Below are 17884 nucleotides of genomic sequence, written 5' to 3'. Positions count from 1 at the left end.
CATCCGTGCGTATATCGCGATCGCGACGACGGGTGTCCGGGCTCAGCCGACGGCCTTCTCCAGGTACGCGAGCGCCGCCGCCCCGTCCTCCGCGAAGAAGGCCAGGTCGGCGAGGGGCACCGGGAGGAAGCCCTCCTCGTCCATGCGGCGGAACTGGGCCTGGAGGCCGTCGTAGAAGCCCGCGGTGTTGAGGATGACGACCGGCTTGACGTGCTTGCCGTGCTTCTTCAGCTCCAGGACCTCGGTGGCCTCGTCCAGGGTGCCGGTGCCGCCGACCATGACGACGATCGCGTCCGACTTGGCGAGCAGCAGGGCCTTGCGCTCGGCCAGGTCCTTGGCCACCACCATCTCGTCCGCCGCCGGGCGCGCCTTGGCCGACAGGAACTCGACCGAGACGCCGACCAGCCGCCCGCCGGCCTCCTCGACGCCGTCCGCGACCACCTTCATCAGGCCCGAGTCGGAGCCGCCCCACACCAGGGTGTGGCCGGCCTTGCCGAGACGGGCGGCGAAGTCGCGGGCGGGGGCCGTGTAGCGCTCGTCGAGGTCGGCGGCGGAGAGGAAGACACAGATGTTCATGGGTTCCACCGTATGCCCCCGCCCCGCCCGCGACGCTCCCGCGTCCGCCGCGAGGTTTTTCGGGAAGTTCCGGCGAGGAGCGATGAGTTCCGGGAGCCGCCCCGGTCAGAGCTTCCATGGACGAGGTGAGCCTCATGGCGCGCGGACGATTCGGGACGTGGTACGGGCACGGGAGCGGCGGCGACGCCGGTCCGCCGGTGGTGCTGGTCGGCGGCGGGGCGGGGTGCGTCGCGGGCGAGCGGGCGCTGGCCCGGCTGCTCTCCCGGCGCTTCCCGGTCCTGCTCTACGGGCGGCGCGGCGGCGGGCCGGCGCCCGTGGAGCGGGAGATCGGCGACCTCACGCTGCTCCTGGAGACCCTGGGCGGTGCCGCCGCCGTGCACGGCACCGGCGCCGGGGCCGGGCTGGTGCTGGCCGCCGCGGCGACGGGCGTGCCGGTCGGGGCGGTCTCGGTCTACGAGCCGCCGTACGCGGCGGAGGCCGCCGATCGACTCGGGCGGGTCCCCGCCCGCGTCCTGGTGGTCGACGGCGGCGCCAGCCCCCCCGGGACGCGCCGGGCGGCCCGTACGGTCGCCGCGGCCGTCCCCCGGGGGCGGCACCGGACGCTCACGGGGCAGACCTACGAAGTGGCGCCGCACGTCCTGGCGCCGGTGTTGGCCGACTTCTACACGGAGGAGTCGGCCAGAGGGTGACGGCCCACGAGGCTACCTGTCGATCACCGGACCCGGCCCCGCCACAGCATGGGCTCCTCTGTCTCGAACCATGACTCACGCCGCTCGTGGTCAGTCAGAGCAAGGCCGGCCTCCCGCCGGAAAGCGGGACCGTGGCCCTGCACCTTCAGGTGACAGAGCTCGTGAACCAACACGAAGTCAACCAGGTCCGCGGGCAGCTGCATGACCGCCCAGTGGAGCGCGATGCGGCCGTCGGGGCCACAGGATCCCCATCGCACGCCCATGTCGTCCACGGTGACCGCTGCCGGGTTCACGCCCAGGCGAAGAGCCAGGGCGGGTACCCGGGGGGACAGCCACCGCTCGCCGCACTCCGTGTACCACGCCGCGAGGGCCTTTCCACCCTCGGCCGGGCTGCTTGGAGCAGGCAGCTCAAGCCACCCAGCCCTCAACCGAACTCGTACGCCCTCAACGGCTGGCACCAGCCGCAGACGGTACCGGCGCCCGAGGTAGGCGAAGCTGCTCCCCCCGACGAGTTCCTTGACCGTTTCGGCTGGGCGTGCGCGCCGACGCCGGACCTCGTCCGCGAGACGGGGCAGTCGCGACCGGATGGCGGCGGCCACCGCGCCCGGATCAGCGTCCGAGGGAACAGCGAACCGTACCTCGCCCTCGGGCGTGACCTCGATGCCCAAGGTCCGGCGTCGCGGCCGGGAATCGACGCACCAGTTCCACCCTTCGGGCAAAGGAAGGGCAGCGATCGCCTGGTGGACGGGGGTACTCACCCGCCATTCCTACCATCCGGGTCGGACAACCTCGCGGCACCGGGTCAGCGGTTGTAGCGCAAGAAGTGCTCGTGTCGGTGGTACGCGAGATCGACGAGACGGCCCGCGACCGGCCCGGTCGCCTCCCAGTCGATGAGCAGTTCGTCCTCCAGGTGAATCCGCAGCTGCTTGCGTACCCGGTCCCGGGCATCGGGCAGAGTCATGAAGTTGGGCGAGCGCACAAGACCGGAGATCTTCCAGGTGATGGTCCGCGCCGCCTGGTACAGGTCGATCCCGTCCGACAGCGGCGGCGCCCCGTCGGCCTCCAGCTCCCGGGCTAGCACGGCGTAGACCGGCCGCTCCGTCCACCGATCAAGCCCCGCCCCCGGCTCCTGGGCCTCGCCCCGCTCCGAGGCGTTGATCTCCTGGGCGAGTCCGGTGAGGGCGGCGACGGCCGCCTCGAAGTCCGTACGCATACGCTCCAGGACCGCCTCAAGTCGCTCGCTGAAGGCCGCGTACCGGGCCGGGTCGGACTCGAGCCGTGCCGTGATGTGGGTGTGGATCCTGGTGGTGAGATACGAGATCCTGGCCCGCGGGTCGGGGTTGGCGTTGACCCGCTCCATGAAGTCGGGCGCGCCGAGTTCCACCGGTGGGATGCGTTCCGCGATACGAGTGACGCGGAGGTGTGCGGCGATGAGCGCTCGCACCTTGGCTCCGTAGCGGCGCGGGCTGAACTGGTCCCGTCCGTCGAGGTAGCGCGCCCGGACCAGGTACTGCGTCTCTCCCAGCAGGCCGGCGAACGTCTCGTACGCCAGCGCGCCCGGCCGGGGCAGGACCGCGTTGAGCGCGTTGAGGAAGTCCCGGGCCAGTTCGTCGAACTCGCCCCGCAGAAGCGGGTTCTCCAGCGCCGCGATCAGGTCCTCCCGCTGGGACTCCTGGGCGAGGTCGGCGGCACCGTGCTCTGTCAGGAAGTCGCCGAGCCGCTTGAACAGGTCGGCGAGGAGTGTGTCCGCCGCCGCGTCGGTCTGGAGCCAGATCCGGCCCGTGGCCGGCTGGTCGGCAGGCGTGGCGTCGGGGTCGAGGTGGTCGAAGGAGACGTCCTCGTATCCGAGTACCTGGCGCAGGTGCGCCTCCTCGTAGGCGGCCATCGACCTCGCCAGCTCGGGGCCGACGCCCACGTAGTCGACGACCTGGCCCCACTGTTTCTTGCCGTACGGGCGGTTGGTGCGCGCGATCGCCTGGAGCAGCCCGGCGCCGAACAGCGGCCGGTCGAGGTAGAGGACCTGCTCGACGGGGGCGTCGAAGCCGGTGAGCAGCATGGAGGTGACCACCAGGAAGCCGAGAGGGCGCTCGACGTCCTGGGCATGGGACCTCTGAACGGATTCGGCCGCGTCTTCGACCGAGTCCCAGGGGTCGTGGGCCGAGGTGGTCGCCCCCGCAGAGGTGCCCGCTTCAGGCTCCCCATGTGTCTGAGCGGCCCACGAGGGATCGTCGACGACGTCGAACGGGTCGGGGACGGGCACCCCACGCCGGAATCGTTCGATGTGCGCGGCCTGGCTGCTCGGCCGGGTCCACGGATCCCATTCCTTGACTTCTCGGGCCTTGTCCTTCTTGGACTTCGAGATCACCACGGCGGCCTCGACGGAGGCGAGGACCGTGCGATAGCGAAGGAGCTGAACGAGGTCGGCCTCTCCCTCGGGGGCGGGCGCCGGGTCGTACGCGTCGCTGCCGAGTCCGTCCAGCTCCGCCACCAGCCGCCGTAGGGCGTCGGCGATGGCCTGGCGGTACGCCACGGCGGCGCGGCGGGACACGGCTACGACCTGCGCGCCGAATCCGTCGGGGAGAGCGCCGGAGGCCCAGTGCCGCACCATGTGGTCGGCCTTCGCGGCGATCACCGACGCCGACTCCAGGACCTCCTTCTTGCGTCCGAACTTCCGCAGCACCTTCAGCCGCTTCTCCGGATCGTCAGGGACCTTCTCGTCGAAGCCCGCGTCGAGGGCCGCCTTCCTGATGATCTCCAGATCCGGCTGATGGGCCTCGTACCGCACGGGGACGACGGCGCCGTCGATCTCGGCGTCGCGCAGGGTGTAGGTGTCCGCGTACGAGCCAAAGATCTCTTCAGTGGTCTTGCTCGCTCCGCCGAGGATCGGCGTACCGGTGAAGCCGACCATGGCGGAGTTGGGCAGCATGGCGCGCAGCCGAGCATGCTGCCAGGCACTCTGGCCCCGGTGCGCCTCGTCGATCAGGACGACGATGTCCGAGCTCGCGTTCGCCGCCCGGTTGTGGAGCCGGTCGCGCTCGCCGGGGGCCTGGGCGAGCACCTCCTCCCGGCCGTCGTACGCGGTGTCGTCACGGCGGGCCTTCTGGAGCATGACGAGGACGACGTCCGGGACGTCGAGCGCCAGATAGCTGCGGGCGTGCTTCACCGAGCGGGCGCGATAGATCCTCTCGTCCGCCGCGACCAGACTCTGGCGGATCTGCTGTTCCAGATCCTTGCGGTCGGTCACGACGACGACCTTGTGGCCGGCCAGATCGCGGCTGCTGCGCAGGTGGCGGACGAGGAAGGCCATGGTGAGGGACTTGCCCGAGCCCTGGGTGTGCCAGGTGACCCCGCCCCGCTGGTCGACGTCCTGGCCAGTGGCCAGCGCCTCGCGCCGGTCCCGCAGGCTCTTCGCCAGCCTGTGCACCGCACGGAACTGCTGATAGCGGCCGATCACCTTGACGGTGCGGGGGCCGCGCCCCGCCTCGGTGGTGAAGTCCCTGACCAGGGTCAGCAGGTGCGCGGGGCGGAGGACGCCGCCGACGAGCGTCTCCTGGGCATGGAGTTCGCGACGGCTCTCGGGTACGGCCGCCTCGTCCCGCACGGTCTGCGGGCGGGCCGGGTAGACCGTCCGCCACGGCGCGAAATGTTCCGCTTCGGCGCTGACGGTGGCGAGCTCCGCGTGCTCCCGGTCGGTGGCGACGAGGACCTGCGCGAAGCGCACGAACTCGGCAACGGGCGCGTCCGCTTCGGCCCCCGCGTACTCGATCACGTCCTCGACGGCCCAGTCGATGGTGAATCGCTTGTCGCCGGGGGTCGCCAGCGGTGCCTTGCACTCGATGACCACCCACGGCAGGCCGTTGACGAACAGCACGAGGTCGGGGGTCGCGTCGGGCGCGCCGTCGCGCTCCACCTTGAACTGCGAGACGGCGAGCAGGTCGTTGCCGGTGCCGGCGTCCCCGAGCCCGGCGAACTCGCTGTTCCAGTCGACCAGTCGTACGTGCTCGGGGTCGCCCTTGGTCCAGCCGGGCAGCGTGCGGGCGTTGACGCCCTCGCGCAGCATCCGGGTGACCTGGAGGTTCCCGGCCACCCCGCGCTCGGCCGGGCCCTGGCCGGGTGCGGTGCCCTGGAGGCGGGAGAGGATGTGATCGAGCTGGGCGTCGGTGAGCCAGGGCTCGCCGTCGGCGCCGGGGTTGATGCGGGCGACGGCGGCGCGGAAGCGGTCGGCGTAGACGACCTTGGTGAACGCGGCGCGTTCGGTCGCCGCCGGGTCGGTCGCCGGCTCGCCCGGAGGCGCGCCCTCCAGATGCTGCCACTTCATGGCAACCAGCTGGTCGATGAGCGGCCTCTCGACCTTGTCGTACTCCGGCTGGCCCATCCCAGGTCTCCCCACCCGTAGCCGTGCGTCGCACCCACCCCTGGCGAACAGGGGTAGGGGCCACTTTACCTACGGGCGCGGGTGATGGCTGGGGCGCAGGGGGCCTGACGGAACGGTTTGAGGTTCGGCGGACGCGACTTGACGAGGTCCTCGACCGAGGTCACGAGGCTCCTCAGATCTGAACGCCGGCCCAGACCGCGAGGCCGATCGCGATCAGACAGGTCGCGAGACCGGTGACCAGCGCCCGGCCGGGGACGGTCAGGCGGCGGACTGCGGGCGTGCGGGCCAGGCCGCTCGGCACGGCCGCGATGGCGAGGCCGATCACCACCCACCGAAGGGAGAACCCTTCGGTCGGCCCCGTATCGGCCTCGGCCCACAGCGAGAGGAACCCCAGACACGCGAGTACCAGCAGGGCCACCGTCCACAGCACGCCCGCCAGCACGGCGACCCCGGTCCCCCGGCGCCGCGCCGCCGGGCGGCAGGGGCCGTAGAGGGCGGTGTACGTGTCGGGGTTCATGATCGGCTCCTTCAAGTCCGGTGAACCCCAGCCTCAGCACTGGACCGCCCGCCCGGCATGAGCGCGAGTGCTCATCTCCCCGCGCCCGCGTACTCAGAGATCCAGGCCGGCCAAGCCGAGACCGTTGCGTAGTCGACTCAGTGAGCCCCTGGCCGGGGGTCCACTCGGCGGAGAAGGGCGAGGTGCCGGGCCCGCCTTGGCCCACCCCGGCCCCCACATTCGGACAGTCCGAGGCGCACGCTCAGGCCGCGAGTGCGGCGATGACCGGAGGCGGGGGTTCGTCGGGGCCGCTGCCTTGGTCCGCTCTCAACTCGAACCAGATGGTCTTGCCGCTCTCCCCGAACAGGCTCTCGTCCAGACAGCAGCCGCCCCAGTGGTCCGCGACGAGTTCGAGTATCGCCAGTCCCCGCCCTCGCTCGGCGGCCCAGGCGGGTTGGGTGGGGAGCGGCATCGGGAAGAACGGGCTGCTGTCGGAGACGCTGACCCGCAGGACGGGGTGCTTCCAGCGCAGCCGCACGGAGGCGGGCCCCTTGGTGTGGCGGACGGAGTTGGTGGCGAGCTCGGAGGCCAGCAGCTCGGCCCGGTCGACGAGTTCGTCAAGTCCGTGGGCGTGGAGTACGGCGCGGAGGGTGACGCGGGCGATGGCGGGGGCGCGGGGGTCGCGGGGGAAGTGGAGCTCGTACTCCCAGGGTTGGACGAAGGGGATGGGCGGTGGGGTGGGGTCGCCGCCGTTCTCGAGCGGGATGCTGTCCGTTTCCGGTTTCACGCGGGCACCTCCATGTGCGGCGTGAGGGTTCGGGGGTTACGTCGGTCACGCGGCCTGCCCGTAGCGGCCGCAAGGTGGCGGTGGCTTGCCGTCTCACGTCCCTGGCCGGGGAGTTGGAGCGGTTCTCTTCCGCTGGCGCGGGGCGGCGGGCTGGCTGTGGCCTGCCTCACACCGTAGCGGCGCCCCACATAACGGTGCTACCCAACTCGCTTGAACGAGTGAACATTTGAGTTTCGGTGGACCGACACCATCCGCGTCGGCAAACTGTGCGCGAGCAAGGAGAGACAGATGGCACCGAGGCATGCCCCCACGATCCGCCAGCGTCGATTCGGCGCCGAACTGCGACGGCTTCGCGAGGCCGCCGACATGACCGCGCCCACAGCCGCGAGCCTTCTCGGCACGGATCGGACCGTGATCTCCAATATCGAGGCAGGGCGGTTCGGTATCAGCGAGGAGCGTCTTCGCCGGCTCGCAAGCATCTACGAATGCGACGACCCTGGGCTTATCGATGCTTTGGCCGCCATGACCGGCGGGCGGAAGACCGGATGGTGGGAGGAGTACCGAGGGAAGATCCCCACTGGCTTCCTTGATGTCTCCGAGCTGGAGCAGGACGCCGTCCGGCTGCGAACCGTGCAGACGACTCACCTACCTGGTCTGTTCCAGACCGAGGATCACGCCCGTGCGATCTTCGAGCTGTTCACCCCGCCGCTACCGCGCCTGGAAGTGGAACTTCGCGTGGCTCATCGCCTGACCCGCCAGCAGTTGGTGACCGGAAGCGAAGCCACCTCGTACGTCGGTGTGATCCACGAGGCCGCTCTGCGGATGCAGCTCGGCGGCAGAAAGGTCGCCCGGGCTCAGCTCAACCACCTCGTCGAGTCGAGCGAGCGGGAGAACGTGGTCATCCTCGTCATCCCCTTCGCAGCAGGCGGGTTCCCCCTGATGGGAGACTCATCAGTCCTCTACGCGGAGGCCATCGACCGTCATCTCGACACGGTGCACATGGACTCCCCTACCGGCGCGGTCTTCATCGACGCGCCCACACAGCTCGCTCACTTCCGCACCCGGCTGGACTTGGTGGAGAAAAGGGCGTTGACTCCGGAGGCGTCAAAGGACTTCATCCGCGCCATCGCTAGTGAGCTGTGAGAGGTAGCGTTCTTGTCCGAGCTGGTCTGGTTCAAGTCGTCGTACTCCGACGCTGGGGGCAACAACTGCGTCGAGGTCGCCGAGTGCCCGGATGGCGTGGCCATCCGGGACAGCGTCTATCCGGAGCGGGTGGTGAGCGTCCGCAGGGCGACGCTCTCGGTGTTCCTCGCAGGCGCGCTGGGGACCGAGGTCGTCGGCGGCTTCGAACGCTGACGTACCGTGACGCGCACGCGTCCCATCAGTAGGTCTTCCATCACGCCGCCCTGAACAACCCGGAGCTTCTCGATCTGATCGCCCAGGCCCGCGATGCGCGCGCGGATCGCTCTGACCGGCCCAAGCAGCCGGTCCTGTTCCTCACGAGGCGGAACCGGGACGGGCATGTTCTTGACCTGCGTCGAGTTGATGGACGCGAGATTGGTCGTCTGCTTGCCCACGCTCTGGAAGTACGCTCGGCCAGCCGGAGACGAAGCGTAGAGCGACAGGAAGTCCGGGGACAGCTCCTCGCCACAGCGCACGCGGAACACGTGGTTCTGGTGCAGGCATTGGGCCAGCCGACCGTCCCACACCGCGCCCCGACCCAGCTTGTCGAGGTCACCGCCTTCTGTCAGCAGCAGATCCCCTGCGCGGAGCGCATAGCGGTCCAGCTGGGAGCGGAGGATCCGGACCGTCTTCACCTCAGTGGTGTCGATCCGGCCGTCGAGGACATTGGCCACCCGGAGGTACGGAAGCTCCACCGTGCCGTCACCGACCGGTTCTGACCCCAGCGTGACGCCAGCCGTAACTGTGGCAACTGACTCCAGCCGCCGCATCGGCCACTCGGACCCACCGCTGGCCAGGGCGTCAGCCGAAACGGCCGCTTCGGCAACCGCACACTTCGACCGGAGGCGCGCCAGAGCTGCGATGCGCCGCTCCATCGCGTCGTGAGCCGCCACAACCCGACGCTGCTCGTTGACTGGAACCGCAGGAACGAGCAGCCCCTTGACGTCTGCCTGCGAAATGTTGTTCTGTCCGCTGCTTCCATTGAGCAGAATGCCAACCTGGCGTCGGACGTTCTGGGACGTAAGCAAAAGCGCCAAGAACGCTGGATCCACGTCCTTACCCGGAACGAGCCGGAGTGTCTTGTCCGAAAGCATGAGTCTCGGTCGCGTTTCCGGTACGTGGCACGCCCGACCCACGAGTGCACGCGCGCCATTCGCTCGTGTAACAAGAACATCACCCGGCCGGATCTCAAGTCCAGGGCGTGGCTCGACACCCGGAGGCAATCGCTTTGACTCGTTCTGGTCGAAGCGCCCAGAACTCACTGCGCTGACCTTGATGACTCCCCATTCGCCATCTCCTGGCGGCGCGGGGTCACAGGCTGGGCTCCAACCTGTCTCAATGCGATCCAGCAGGGATCCCAGCTCGACCAAGTCGGGCCTAGGACGAATGCCTACGCTGGCGTCACCGCGCATAGCCCAGCTCCTTCAGCCAGTCGCCGAACTCCCCCGCCGCCCCCGTGGTCTCCGCCTCCAGGTCCTCCAGCGACACCGCGTACTTCTCCGCCCACCGGGCGAACGACGCCACCAGCTCGCGCCGCCCCGCCGCCACCGCCGCGTCGAGGCGGCCGGACAGGGCCTCGTCAAGGACGGTCAGGACGACCCGCTGGGCGCCGCCGGCCTCCGCCTTCGTCAGCTCAGCGGCGGCCTGCAGCTCAGGGAGAAAGCGCGCATCGAGCGCTGAGCGCTTCTTCGAAGCAGCGGTGCGCTCCTTGCGGCGGCGGGTGACCAGGGCCTCCAGGCGGGCCAGTTCCTCCGGGTCGGCCGGGGCGCGCTCCTCGGTGTCCTCCTCCGCGTCCTCCGCCGACGCGGACGGCTGCGCGGCGGCCAGCTCCTCCAGCGCCGACTTGTACGCGGCGTCCGCCGCCGACAGCTCCTCGTCCGCGCGGGACACCGCCGCCAGGAAGTCAGGGATCAGTACCCGGACCACCGGCTCGTCCATGGCGCGGCGGCGGTCGGCGGTCGATACGGAGGACTTGGCGCGGCGACCCCGGCCGGAACCAGAGCCCGAACCCGAGTCAGGCTCGTCCGCCTCGGGGGTCACCGGCTCGACCATCGTCTCGACCGAGTCGACCCAGCCGTCGAGCACCCGCTCATACCCGCCCGCCGCCAGCGCCTTCAGGTCGTAACGCGTGACCGTCCACCAGTCGGCCATGATGCCGGCCGTCGTGTACTCGTCCAGGACGCCCACCGCGCCGACCGCGTCCGTGAAGCCGGACACCAGTCGCTCGCGGAGCTTCATCAGACGCTTGTTCTCCACCAGCGCCGAGAAGTGAGCGGCCTGGGACGTCCACCACGTCTCGTACGTCTTCCTCAGCGCTGCTTCCCTCTGCGCCGTCAGCTGCGGAATCCGGGCGGCCGTCGCCTCCGGGCCTTCCGGGAGGAAGTCGACGTAGTCCGGGTCGTCCGCACGTGTGGCGAAGAGCGCGGAGGCGTCGACGCCGTACGCGGCGAAGAGGCCGGTCCTGCCCTCGATCTCCGCCCTCGGCACCCCGCCGTAGAGGTGCGCCCGGACGTCCTGGGGTTCGGCAGCCGGGGAGTTGTCCACCCAGCGCCGGATGTTCAGGTTCGCGTCGGCGGCCAGCAGGTCCTCGACGCTCACCGCGCGTGAGTAGCCCGGCTGCTGGCGCCACTCCCGGAAGACCGTGGCGATCTTCTCGACGTGCTCCGGGCCGAGCTCGTTCTGGTTCCGGGCGGCGCGGAAGTCCCGGTCCGCGTTGATGAACAGGACGTGCTTCTCCCGGTCACCGCGCTTGCGGTGCGGAGGCCGTAGCACCAGGACGCAGCCCGGGATGCCCGTCCCGTAAAAGAGGTTCGGACCGAGGCCGATCACGGCCTCGATGCAGTCGTCCTCCAGCAGCTTGACGCGGATGTCCCGCTCCTTGCCGCCGCGGAACAGGACACCGTGCGGCATGACCGTCGCCGCGATGCCCCGCGCCTCCAGCACAGTGATCATGTGCTGGACGAACATCAGGTCGGCCTTCTTGCCGTTCTCGGGCGTCTCGCCCCACGTCATGCGCCGGCCGTGCTTGTGGTCAGCCTGGGCGACGAGCTCGGCGTCGTAGTTCAGCGAGAACGGCGGGTTCGAGAGGACCTTGGTGAAGGTGCGCAGGCGGTTGGCCGGGGTCAGGTGCAGCGGCTCGGTGAGGGTGTCACCGTGCTGGAGGTCGAACTCGCGGATGCCGTGGAGGACCATGTTCATGCTGGCCATGGACCAGGATGGGCCGTTCTTGTCCTGTCCGTTGATCGACAGGTCGCCCGGCTCGCCGCCGTGCTCCTCCACGTACTCCTGGGCCGCGATCAGCATGCCGCCCGATCCCGCGCAGGGGTCGTAGACACTGTCCCCCTTCTGCGGATCGACCAGGCGGACCATCATCCGGACGACTTCACGCGGCGTGTAGAACTCGCCGCCGCGCTGGCCGGCCGAATCGGCGAACCGGGCGAGCAGGTACTCGTAGGCGGCGCCCAGCATGTCGGGGAACTCGAAGTCCTCGTTGCGCAGCCGGTACAGACTGAAGTGGCGGATGAGCGAGCGCAGCTCGGCGTTGGTGAAACGCGGCTTGGTGCCGACGATCTCGTTGAAGGAGATGTGCGAGGCCACCCCGGCCAGCCGACTGTGGCTGCCCTGGAGGGACACCAACGCCTTGTCCAGGCTCTCCCCGACGTGGTCCACCAGCATGGAGAGGCCGGGCAGAGGGTGCTCGGGATCCTCCGGGTTGTGGTGGGGGCCCTTCCACCACCGGGCCCGCGGCGGGACGTAGAAGATCCGCGGGTACTTGTCCGGGTCGTTCGCCCGCGCCACGGCCTTCGCCGGGTCCTTGGTCTTCTCCAGGGCCTCCGCGTGGACCCGCTCCCACTCCGGCTGGAACTCGTCGGAGGAGCGCTTCAGGAAGAGCATCCCGAAGATGTAGTCGCGGTACTCCGAGGCGTCCATCCGGCCGCGCAGGATGTCGGCGGCCGAGAAGAGATGCCGCTCCAGCTGGGGCAGTGTGATACGAGCCACGCACCGGTCCTTCGTACGCCAGGGAGATTCGGGAGAACTCAGGCAGCGTAGTCGGGGAGGGGTGTCAGACGGAAACCGTCCTCAGCCGTGGCGGCGGCCGGTCGCCTCGGGCGGCTCCGTGCCGATGTCCAGGGTGCTGAGCAGACGCCACAGGTCACTGGAGGGGTCCCGCTTGAGCGGGTCGCAGCCGTCGGCGTGCCCCGTGCGCCGGTTCCACTCCTCGTACATCTCCTTCGTTCCCTTCGTTCCCTTCGTCGCCTTGCCGGGCGCCGGGATCTTGTCGAAGCTCGCGTTCTCCGCCGAGCAGCCGCCGTGCGGGCAGTTACTGACAAGCCGGCGTGCGTTCCTGATCGCCGTCCCCTCCTTGCCGAGCAGGGATTCTCCACGCGCCCCGGCCAGCCCCTTGCCCTTGTCACCCGACTTCCTGTCGTACTCGGCGAAGCCCTTGGCCTGCGGATGCTTGCGCAGCCGGTCCTTCACCGTGTCGCTGCGCCCGTCCTCCTGGCTGGTGAACTGCTGGAAGTGCAGCAGCAGCCACAGTTCGATGGACGGGTGCGAGAGGGCGACCTCCACGCCGTTCTCGGACGCCGTACGCATGGCCTTGAGGATCGAGTCGTCGCGGTTGTCCTCGGTGTCCCGGTCGAAGAGTGCCCACTTCTCGTCGTCCTTGCCCGGTGCTCTGGCGATTACGAGGTCGACGACCTCGTCGGGCCGCAGTCCCTCCCCCGCACGGCAGAAGTCGAGGTGGAACTTCTTGCCCCGCCGGTTGCCGTACGTGTCGTTGAGGAGCTTGACGTACTCGGCCTCGGTCTTCTCTCCCTCACCCGCCACATGGATGACACGGCGGGACTCATCGGGGTACGAGGAGAGATCGAGCCGTACGGGCCGGGGCGTGTCGTGCCGGTTCTTGCGGCGGTTGACGCGCCGGCCCCGCTCGGGTGATCTGCTCACGCTGTCGTCGTCGCCTTCGCCTCAGGGGCCGCGGGCACCTCGGCCTGCGCGGCCAGCCGTCGCTCCAGCATGGCGAGCTGATGGGCGACCTCACCCGTGGCTAGCCGGGGCACGCCACCGTAGTGGCCGTGAAGATAGCGGCGTTCCAGGTTCTCGTCGTTGCGTGCCTTACGGGCCGCGAGAAGCGGGTAGAGGCAGGACTCGCCTCCGCGTTCCTTGACCGTGATCCACACCTGGTCACGGTCAAGGGGACGTTCGACGACAGACGGCCCGAGCAGGGTCGCGTCATGGGTGGTGAAGATCAGTTGTGCGAGCCCCGGATTGGCTTCCTCGTCCTGGAAGAGGCGGACGACTTCCGCGGCCAGCAGGGGGTGCAGGCTGGAGTCGAGTTCGTCGGCGAGCAGGACGCCCCCGCCCTTTCTGCTCAGCATGTGGAGCAGCGGCCCGAGGAAGGCGAACCAGGCATGCGTGCCGAGGGACTCCTGCTTCCAGAAGTCGAGCGGCCGTGACGAGCCGTCCGCCCCTCGGTGCAGCAGCCGCACGTCTCCGCTGTCCGGGTCTACGTCGACGCCGGTGACGCCGAGATCGGCGGCGGCGAGCATCGTGGTGAGCCGTTCACGCAGGTCTGCTGCATCGCCGCCGGTCAGGCGTTCACGTGTCCACGCGGTGCGCGTCGCCACGTCCTTGCCGGTCGTCACGAGCCAGAGGTTGTCCCGGAACCAGCGGTGGACCGCGGAAAGCTGGGGATGGTTCAGGGCGGCGCCGACGGTGAGGAAGAGGGCGTTACGCCTCGTGGTGGTGACAAGGAGGTCTTTGAGGTCCTTGCCGCCCAATAGTCCTGCGCCGGGGAAGCGGAACTCGCCGCCTTCCGCCGTGGGCCTGTCGGCCTCCCGGTCGAACCACACCTGCCGGCGGCCCGACGGGTACGCGTGCAGCCACTCGCTCTCGACCCGGTCGTCCGAGAGCTCGAATCCGTATGTGTACCGGACCTTCTCGCCGCGCCCGAGCAGCAGCTCGACCTCGAAGAGGCTGGTTTCCTCGGACGCCTCGTCGGCGAGCTCGAAGGGCTGTCTCGGGACGCCCTCCTCCCGATCCCAGACCGCCAGCGAATCGAGAACCGCTGCCCGCATGAAGCGCATGGCTGCCAGGACATTGGACTTGCCCGAGCCGTTGGCCCCGAAGATTCCCACAGCCGGCAGCACGGACAGGACTTTGCCGTCCGCGCGTGCGCCTGTCTCCCGCCGCGTTCTCTCGTTGAACTCGGTCGCCACGAGCGAGAGCTCCTGCTCCTCGCGAATGGACCGGTGATTCGCCACCCGAAAGCTGAGCAGCATGACCGACCTCCCAGTGAGGCGGGCTAGCGGTTCGCCGCCTTAGGATCCTACGTGCGGATAATCCGTACAGAACACCCTAAGACCTGTTGGAAGAATGCGCCAGCGTGCGTCACACGAGATTGACGTCGCTGTTCGGGGTCGGCGGCTCAGGCGTCGGCGGTAGCGGCCGTCGCCGTGCGGCGGACCGTCGTCGCGATCGTCGCCGAGCCCACCACGCGCGCGCCGTCGTACAGGACGATCGCCTGGCCGGGGGCCACGCCCCGGACCGGCTCGTCGAAGGTGACCCGCAGCTCGCCGTCCGCCATCGCCGCGCTCACCGGCGTCTCGCCGCCGTGCGCGCGGAGCTGGGCGGTGTAGCGGCCCGGGCCCTCGGGGGGCGCCCCGCACCAGCGGGGCTTGATCGCGGTCAGCGCCGTCACGTCCAGCGCCTCGGCCGGGCCCACCGTGACCGTGTTGTTCACGGGCGAGATGTCGAGCACGTAGCGCGGCTTGCCGTCCGCCGCCGGGTGCCCGATGCGCAGGCCCTTGCGCTGGCCGATCGTGAAGCCGTACGCGCCCTCGTGGGTGCCGAGCTTCGCGCCCGACTCGTCGACGATGTCGCCCTCCGCCCGCCCGAGGCGGGTCGCGAGGAAGCCCTGGGTGTCGCCGTCCGCGATGAAGCAGATGTCGTGGCTGTCCGGCTTCTTGGCGACCGCGAGGCCCCGCCGCTCCGCCTCCGCGCGGATCTCGTCCTTCGTGGTCAGCGTGTCGCCCAGCGGGAACATCGCGTGCGCGAGCTGCTTCTCGTCGAGGACGCCGAGCACGTACGACTGGTCCTTGGCCATGTCCGAGGCGCGGTGCAGCTCGCGGGTGCCGTCCTCGGTCAGCACGACGGTGGCGTAGTGGCCGGTGCACACCGCGTCGAAGCCGAGCGCCAGCGCCTTGTCCAGGAGCGCCGCGAACTTGATCTTCTCGTTGCAGCGCAGGCACGGGTTGGGCGTGCGGCCCGCCTCGTACTCCGCGACGAAGTCGTCCACGACGTCCTCGCGGAAGCGCTCCGCCAGGTCCCACACGTAGAACGGGATGCCGATCACGTCCGCCGCGCGGCGCGCGTCGCGCGAGTCCTCGATCGTGCAACAGCCCCGCGCTCCGGTGCGGAAGGACTGCGGGTTCGCCGAGAGGGCGAGGTGCACACCGGTGACGTCGTGGCCCGCCTCGACGGCACGGGCGGCGGCGACGGCGGAGTCGACCCCGCCGGACATGGCGGCGAGGACACGGAGGGGGCGCTGCTGCGGGGTCTGAGTCATAGCCCTACCAGGGTACGGGGCCGGGGAACCATGGACGTCGGAGTAGGCGTTCTCGGTCGTATGGGGAAGCAGGGGAAGCAGGGGAAGCGGAAGAGCGGCATGAGCGGCGAGAGCGGCAAGACCGGCGCGAGCGGGAAGGGCGGGTCCTCCCGGCGGGCCTTCCTGATCGGCGGCGGTGTCGCCGTGGCCGGCACCGCCGTGCTCGCCCGCGAGGAGCTGGCCCGGCTGTGGTGGCGGCTGCCCGGCACCGAGCGGCGCCGGACGGAGGGCGAGATCGACCACGAGGGCGCCGAGTGGACGGCGGCGTCCGACTACAACTGGCGGCGGGCCGACCGGCCCGACGACTACGCCGTCGACCGGGTCGTCATCCACGTCGTGCAGGGCAGCTACGCGTCCGCCGTCCGGGTCTTCAAGGACCCCGGGCACGCCGCCGCCGCGCACTACGTGGTGCGCAAGGACGGGCACATCGCGCAGATGGTGCGCGAGCTCGACGTCGCGTACCACGCGGGCAACCGGGACATGAACGAGCGCAGCGTCGGCATCGAGCACGAGGGCTTCGTCGACCGGCCCCAGGACTTCACGCCCGCCATGTACGCGGCGTCGGCGAAGCTGACCGCCGACATATGCCGGCGGTACGGGATACCCGTCGACCGGACCCACATCATCGGGCACGTGGAGGTGCCCGGGACGGACCACACCGACCCCGGGCCGCACTGGGACTGGCCGCGGTACCTCGCGCTCGTACGCAAGGAGCGGGCGCTGCTGGACCGGGCGCCCGCCGGGGCCGGGAGCGGCGGCGCCTCCGGGGGCGGCAAGGCCGCTAGCTGAGGCCCGCCGTCCGCGCGCGGTCCACCGCCGGGCCGATCGCCTCGGCCACCGCCGCCACGTCCTCCTTCGTGGAGGTGTGGCCCAGCGTGAAGCGGAGCGTGCCGCGCGCCAGGTCCGGGTCCGTGCCCGTCGCCAGCAGGACATGGCTCGGCTGGGCGATGCCCGCCGTACAGGCCGAGCCCGTCGAGCACTCGATCCCCGCCGCGTCCAGGAGCAGCAGCAGCGAGTCTCCCTCGCAGCCCGGGAAGGTGAAGTGCGCGTTGGCCGGGAGGCGGTCGACCGGGTCGCCGCCGAGCAGCGCGTCCGGCACCGCCGCGCGGACCGCCGTCACCAGCTCGTCGCGCAGGGCGCCCACCTCGCGGGCGAACTCCTCACGGCCCTCCGCCGCCAGCCGGCCCGCCACCGCGAAGGCGGCGACCGCCGGGACGTCCAGGGTGCCGGAGCGGACGTGCCGCTCCTGGCCGCCGCCGTGCAGCACCGGGACCGGGGTGTGCTCGCGGCCCAGCAGCAGGGCGCCGATGCCGTACGGGCCGCCGATCTTGTGGCCCGACACCGTCATCGCGGCGAGGCCCGAGGCGGCGAAGTCCACCGGGATCTGGCCGAAGGCCTGGACCGCGTCCGCGTGCAGCGGGACGCCGTACTCGGCCGCCACGTCCGCCAGGGCGCGGACCGGCATGATCGTGCCGATCTCGTTGTTGGCCCACATCACGGTCGCCAGCGCGACCGATTCCGGGTCCCTCGCGATGGCCTCGCGCAGGGCCTCCGGGTGCACCCTGCCGTAGGGGTCGACGGGGAGGTAGTCGACCGTGGCGCCCTCGTGGGCGGCCAGCCAGTCGACGGCGTCCAGCACGGCGTGGTGCTCGACCGGGCTGGCCAGGACGCGGGTGCGGCGGGGGTCGGCGGCGCGGCGGGACCAGTAGAGGCCCTTCACGGCGAGGTTGTCGGCCTCCGTGCCGCCGGAGGTGAAGACGACCTCGCTGGGGCGGGCCCCGAGTGCGCTCGCGAGCGTCTCGCGGGCCTCCTCGACGGTCCGCCGGGCGCGCCGGCCGGCGGCGTGCAGCGAGGAGGCGTTGCCCGTGACGGCGAGGTGGGCGGTCATCGCCTCGATCGCCTCGGGGAGCATGGGCGTGGTCGCGGCGTGGTCGAGGTAAGCCATGGTGGGTCGATTCTACGAGGCCGGGTCGGGGCGGCCCGCGTGTGGCCTGATCCAGGTGGTCGGATCACGCCGTCCCGTGCGGCGCTCCGGGCACAGCCGTCCCTCCTCCGGGCCTCTGACGGGCCTCCGCCGGGCCTCCGCCGGGCCTCCGCCGGGCCTCCGCCGGGCCTCCGCCGGGCCTCCGCCGGGCCTCCGCCGGGCCTTCGCCGGGCCGCGCGCCCCGCC

General features: G+C 70.7%; 15 protein-coding genes. 4 read left to right on the top strand and 11 right to left on the bottom strand.

Annotated features, from left to right (window positions below):
• Nucleotides 1-42: 42 nt before the first annotated feature.
• Nucleotides 43-576 (bottom strand): LOG family protein, encoded by a 534-nt coding sequence (locus ACZ6J5_RS26585; protein WP_469395587.1) that lies wholly within the window; start codon nucleotides 574-576, stop codon nucleotides 43-45.
• A gap of 134 nt (nucleotides 577-710) precedes the next feature.
• Between ACZ6J5_RS26585 and ACZ6J5_RS26580 the strand changes: the two genes are divergently transcribed.
• Nucleotides 711-1265, top strand: coding sequence for a hypothetical protein (locus ACZ6J5_RS26580; protein WP_469395586.1), 555 nt, complete (start codon nucleotides 711-713; stop codon nucleotides 1263-1265).
• A gap of 23 nt (nucleotides 1266-1288) precedes the next feature.
• On the opposite strand, the gene ACZ6J5_RS26575 is transcribed toward ACZ6J5_RS26580, so the two are convergent.
• The 4 genes from ACZ6J5_RS26575 to ACZ6J5_RS26560 all read right to left on the bottom strand — a co-directional run bounded on the left by ACZ6J5_RS26575 (nucleotide 1289) and on the right by ACZ6J5_RS26560 (nucleotide 6923).
• Nucleotides 1289-2023, bottom strand: coding sequence for a M48 family metallopeptidase (locus ACZ6J5_RS26575; RefSeq protein ID WP_469395584.1), 735 nt, complete (start codon nucleotides 2021-2023; stop codon nucleotides 1289-1291).
• 44 nt (nucleotides 2024-2067) lie between these two features.
• Nucleotides 2068-5640: a type I restriction endonuclease subunit R gene (locus ACZ6J5_RS26570; RefSeq protein ID WP_469395582.1), complete on the bottom strand. Its 3573-nt coding sequence runs from the start codon at nucleotides 5638-5640 to the stop codon at nucleotides 2068-2070.
• A 172-nt stretch (nucleotides 5641-5812) separates the two neighbouring features.
• Nucleotides 5813-6157, bottom strand: a complete 345-nt coding sequence (locus ACZ6J5_RS26565) for a hypothetical protein (protein WP_469395580.1) — start codon at nucleotides 6155-6157, stop codon at nucleotides 5813-5815.
• A 241-nt stretch (nucleotides 6158-6398) separates the two neighbouring features.
• Nucleotides 6399-6923 carry an ATP-binding protein gene (locus ACZ6J5_RS26560; protein WP_469395578.1) on the bottom strand — a complete coding sequence of 175 codons (525 nt, stop codon included), beginning with the start codon at nucleotides 6921-6923 and terminating at the stop codon, nucleotides 6399-6401.
• Between the two features lie 288 nt (nucleotides 6924-7211).
• Here ACZ6J5_RS26560 and ACZ6J5_RS26555 point away from each other — a divergent pair, with 288 nt between their 5' ends.
• Nucleotides 7212-8066: a helix-turn-helix domain-containing protein gene (locus ACZ6J5_RS26555; RefSeq protein WP_469395577.1), complete on the top strand. Its 855-nt coding sequence runs from the start codon at nucleotides 7212-7214 to the stop codon at nucleotides 8064-8066.
• A gap of 12 nt (nucleotides 8067-8078) precedes the next feature.
• Nucleotides 8079-8279, top strand: coding sequence for a DUF397 domain-containing protein (locus ACZ6J5_RS26550; RefSeq protein ID WP_469395575.1), 201 nt, complete (start codon nucleotides 8079-8081; stop codon nucleotides 8277-8279).
• Here ACZ6J5_RS26550 and ACZ6J5_RS26545 read toward each other — a convergent pair.
• The 5 genes from ACZ6J5_RS26545 to mnmA form a co-directional block, all read right to left on the bottom strand.
• Complete coding sequence (locus ACZ6J5_RS26545; RefSeq protein ID WP_469395573.1) at nucleotides 8183-9199, bottom strand: restriction endonuclease subunit S; 1017 nt, start codon at nucleotides 9197-9199, stop codon at nucleotides 8183-8185. The genes ACZ6J5_RS26550 and ACZ6J5_RS26545 overlap by 97 nt on opposite strands.
• A 307-nt stretch (nucleotides 9200-9506) precedes the next feature.
• A complete protein-coding gene (locus tag ACZ6J5_RS26540; protein ID WP_469395571.1) occupies nucleotides 9507-12104 on the bottom strand; it encodes a type I restriction-modification system subunit M in 2598 nt (865 codons plus the stop codon).
• Nucleotides 12105-12185: 81 nt separating this feature from the next.
• On the bottom strand, nucleotides 12186-13055 hold the full coding sequence (locus ACZ6J5_RS26535) for an RloB family protein (protein ID WP_469395570.1): 870 nt from the start codon (nucleotides 13053-13055) through the stop codon (nucleotides 12186-12188).
• A complete protein-coding gene (locus tag ACZ6J5_RS26530) occupies nucleotides 13052-14389 on the bottom strand; it encodes an AAA family ATPase (RefSeq protein WP_469395568.1) in 1338 nt (445 codons plus the stop codon). Before ACZ6J5_RS26530 ends, ACZ6J5_RS26535 begins: the two co-directional genes overlap by 4 nt.
• A 146-nt stretch (nucleotides 14390-14535) precedes the next feature.
• Nucleotides 14536-15675, bottom strand: a complete 1140-nt coding sequence (gene mnmA, locus ACZ6J5_RS26525; protein ID WP_469395566.1) for a tRNA 2-thiouridine(34) synthase MnmA — start codon at nucleotides 15673-15675, stop codon at nucleotides 14536-14538.
• Nucleotides 15676-15774: 99 nt separating this feature from the next.
• On the opposite strand from mnmA, the gene ACZ6J5_RS26520 reads away from it, so the two are divergent.
• The gene (locus ACZ6J5_RS26520) at nucleotides 15775-16503 is read left to right on the top strand and encodes an N-acetylmuramoyl-L-alanine amidase (RefSeq protein ID WP_469395564.1); all 729 of its coding nucleotides are present in this window, start codon (nucleotides 15775-15777) and stop codon (nucleotides 16501-16503) included.
• Here the strand turns inward: ACZ6J5_RS26520 and ACZ6J5_RS26515 are convergent.
• Complete coding sequence (locus ACZ6J5_RS26515; protein WP_469395562.1) at nucleotides 16496-17659, bottom strand: cysteine desulfurase family protein; 1164 nt, start codon at nucleotides 17657-17659, stop codon at nucleotides 16496-16498. The two genes, ACZ6J5_RS26520 and ACZ6J5_RS26515, sit on opposite strands and share 8 nt — an antisense overlap.
• Nucleotides 17660-17884 lie beyond the last annotated feature (225 nt).

This window comes from Streptomyces sp. NPDC042100 (genome assembly GCF_055582325.1).
This window is presented reverse-complemented; position numbering and strand designations above follow the sequence as displayed.

Excerpts from the sequence above, each read along its gene's own strand:
- ACZ6J5_RS26530 (WP_469395568.1), bottom strand. The coding sequence starts at position 14,389 with ATGCTGCTCAGCTTTCGGGTGGCGAATCACCGGTCCATTCGCGAGGAG.
- ACZ6J5_RS26555 (WP_469395577.1), top strand. The coding sequence starts at position 7,212 with ATGGCACCGAGGCATGCCCCCACGATCCGCCAGCGTCGATTCGGCGCC.
- ACZ6J5_RS26570 (WP_469395582.1), bottom strand. The coding sequence starts at position 5,640 with ATGGGCCAGCCGGAGTACGACAAGGTCGAGAGGCCGCTCATCGACCAG.
- ACZ6J5_RS26520 (WP_469395564.1), top strand. The coding sequence starts at position 15,775 with ATGAGCGGCGAGAGCGGCAAGACCGGCGCGAGCGGGAAGGGCGGGTCC.
- ACZ6J5_RS26580 (WP_469395586.1), top strand. The coding sequence starts at position 711 with ATGGCGCGCGGACGATTCGGGACGTGGTACGGGCACGGGAGCGGCGGC.
- ACZ6J5_RS26565 (WP_469395580.1), bottom strand. The coding sequence starts at position 6,157 with ATGAACCCCGACACGTACACCGCCCTCTACGGCCCCTGCCGCCCGGCG.
- ACZ6J5_RS26585 (WP_469395587.1), bottom strand. The coding sequence starts at position 576 with ATGAACATCTGTGTCTTCCTCTCCGCCGCCGACCTCGACGAGCGCTAC.
- ACZ6J5_RS26515 (WP_469395562.1), bottom strand. The coding sequence starts at position 17,659 with ATGGCTTACCTCGACCACGCCGCGACCACGCCCATGCTCCCCGAGGCG.
- mnmA (WP_469395566.1), bottom strand. The coding sequence starts at position 15,675 with ATGACTCAGACCCCGCAGCAGCGCCCCCTCCGTGTCCTCGCCGCCATG.
- ACZ6J5_RS26545 (WP_469395573.1), bottom strand. The coding sequence starts at position 9,199 with ATGCTTTCGGACAAGACACTCCGGCTCGTTCCGGGTAAGGACGTGGAT.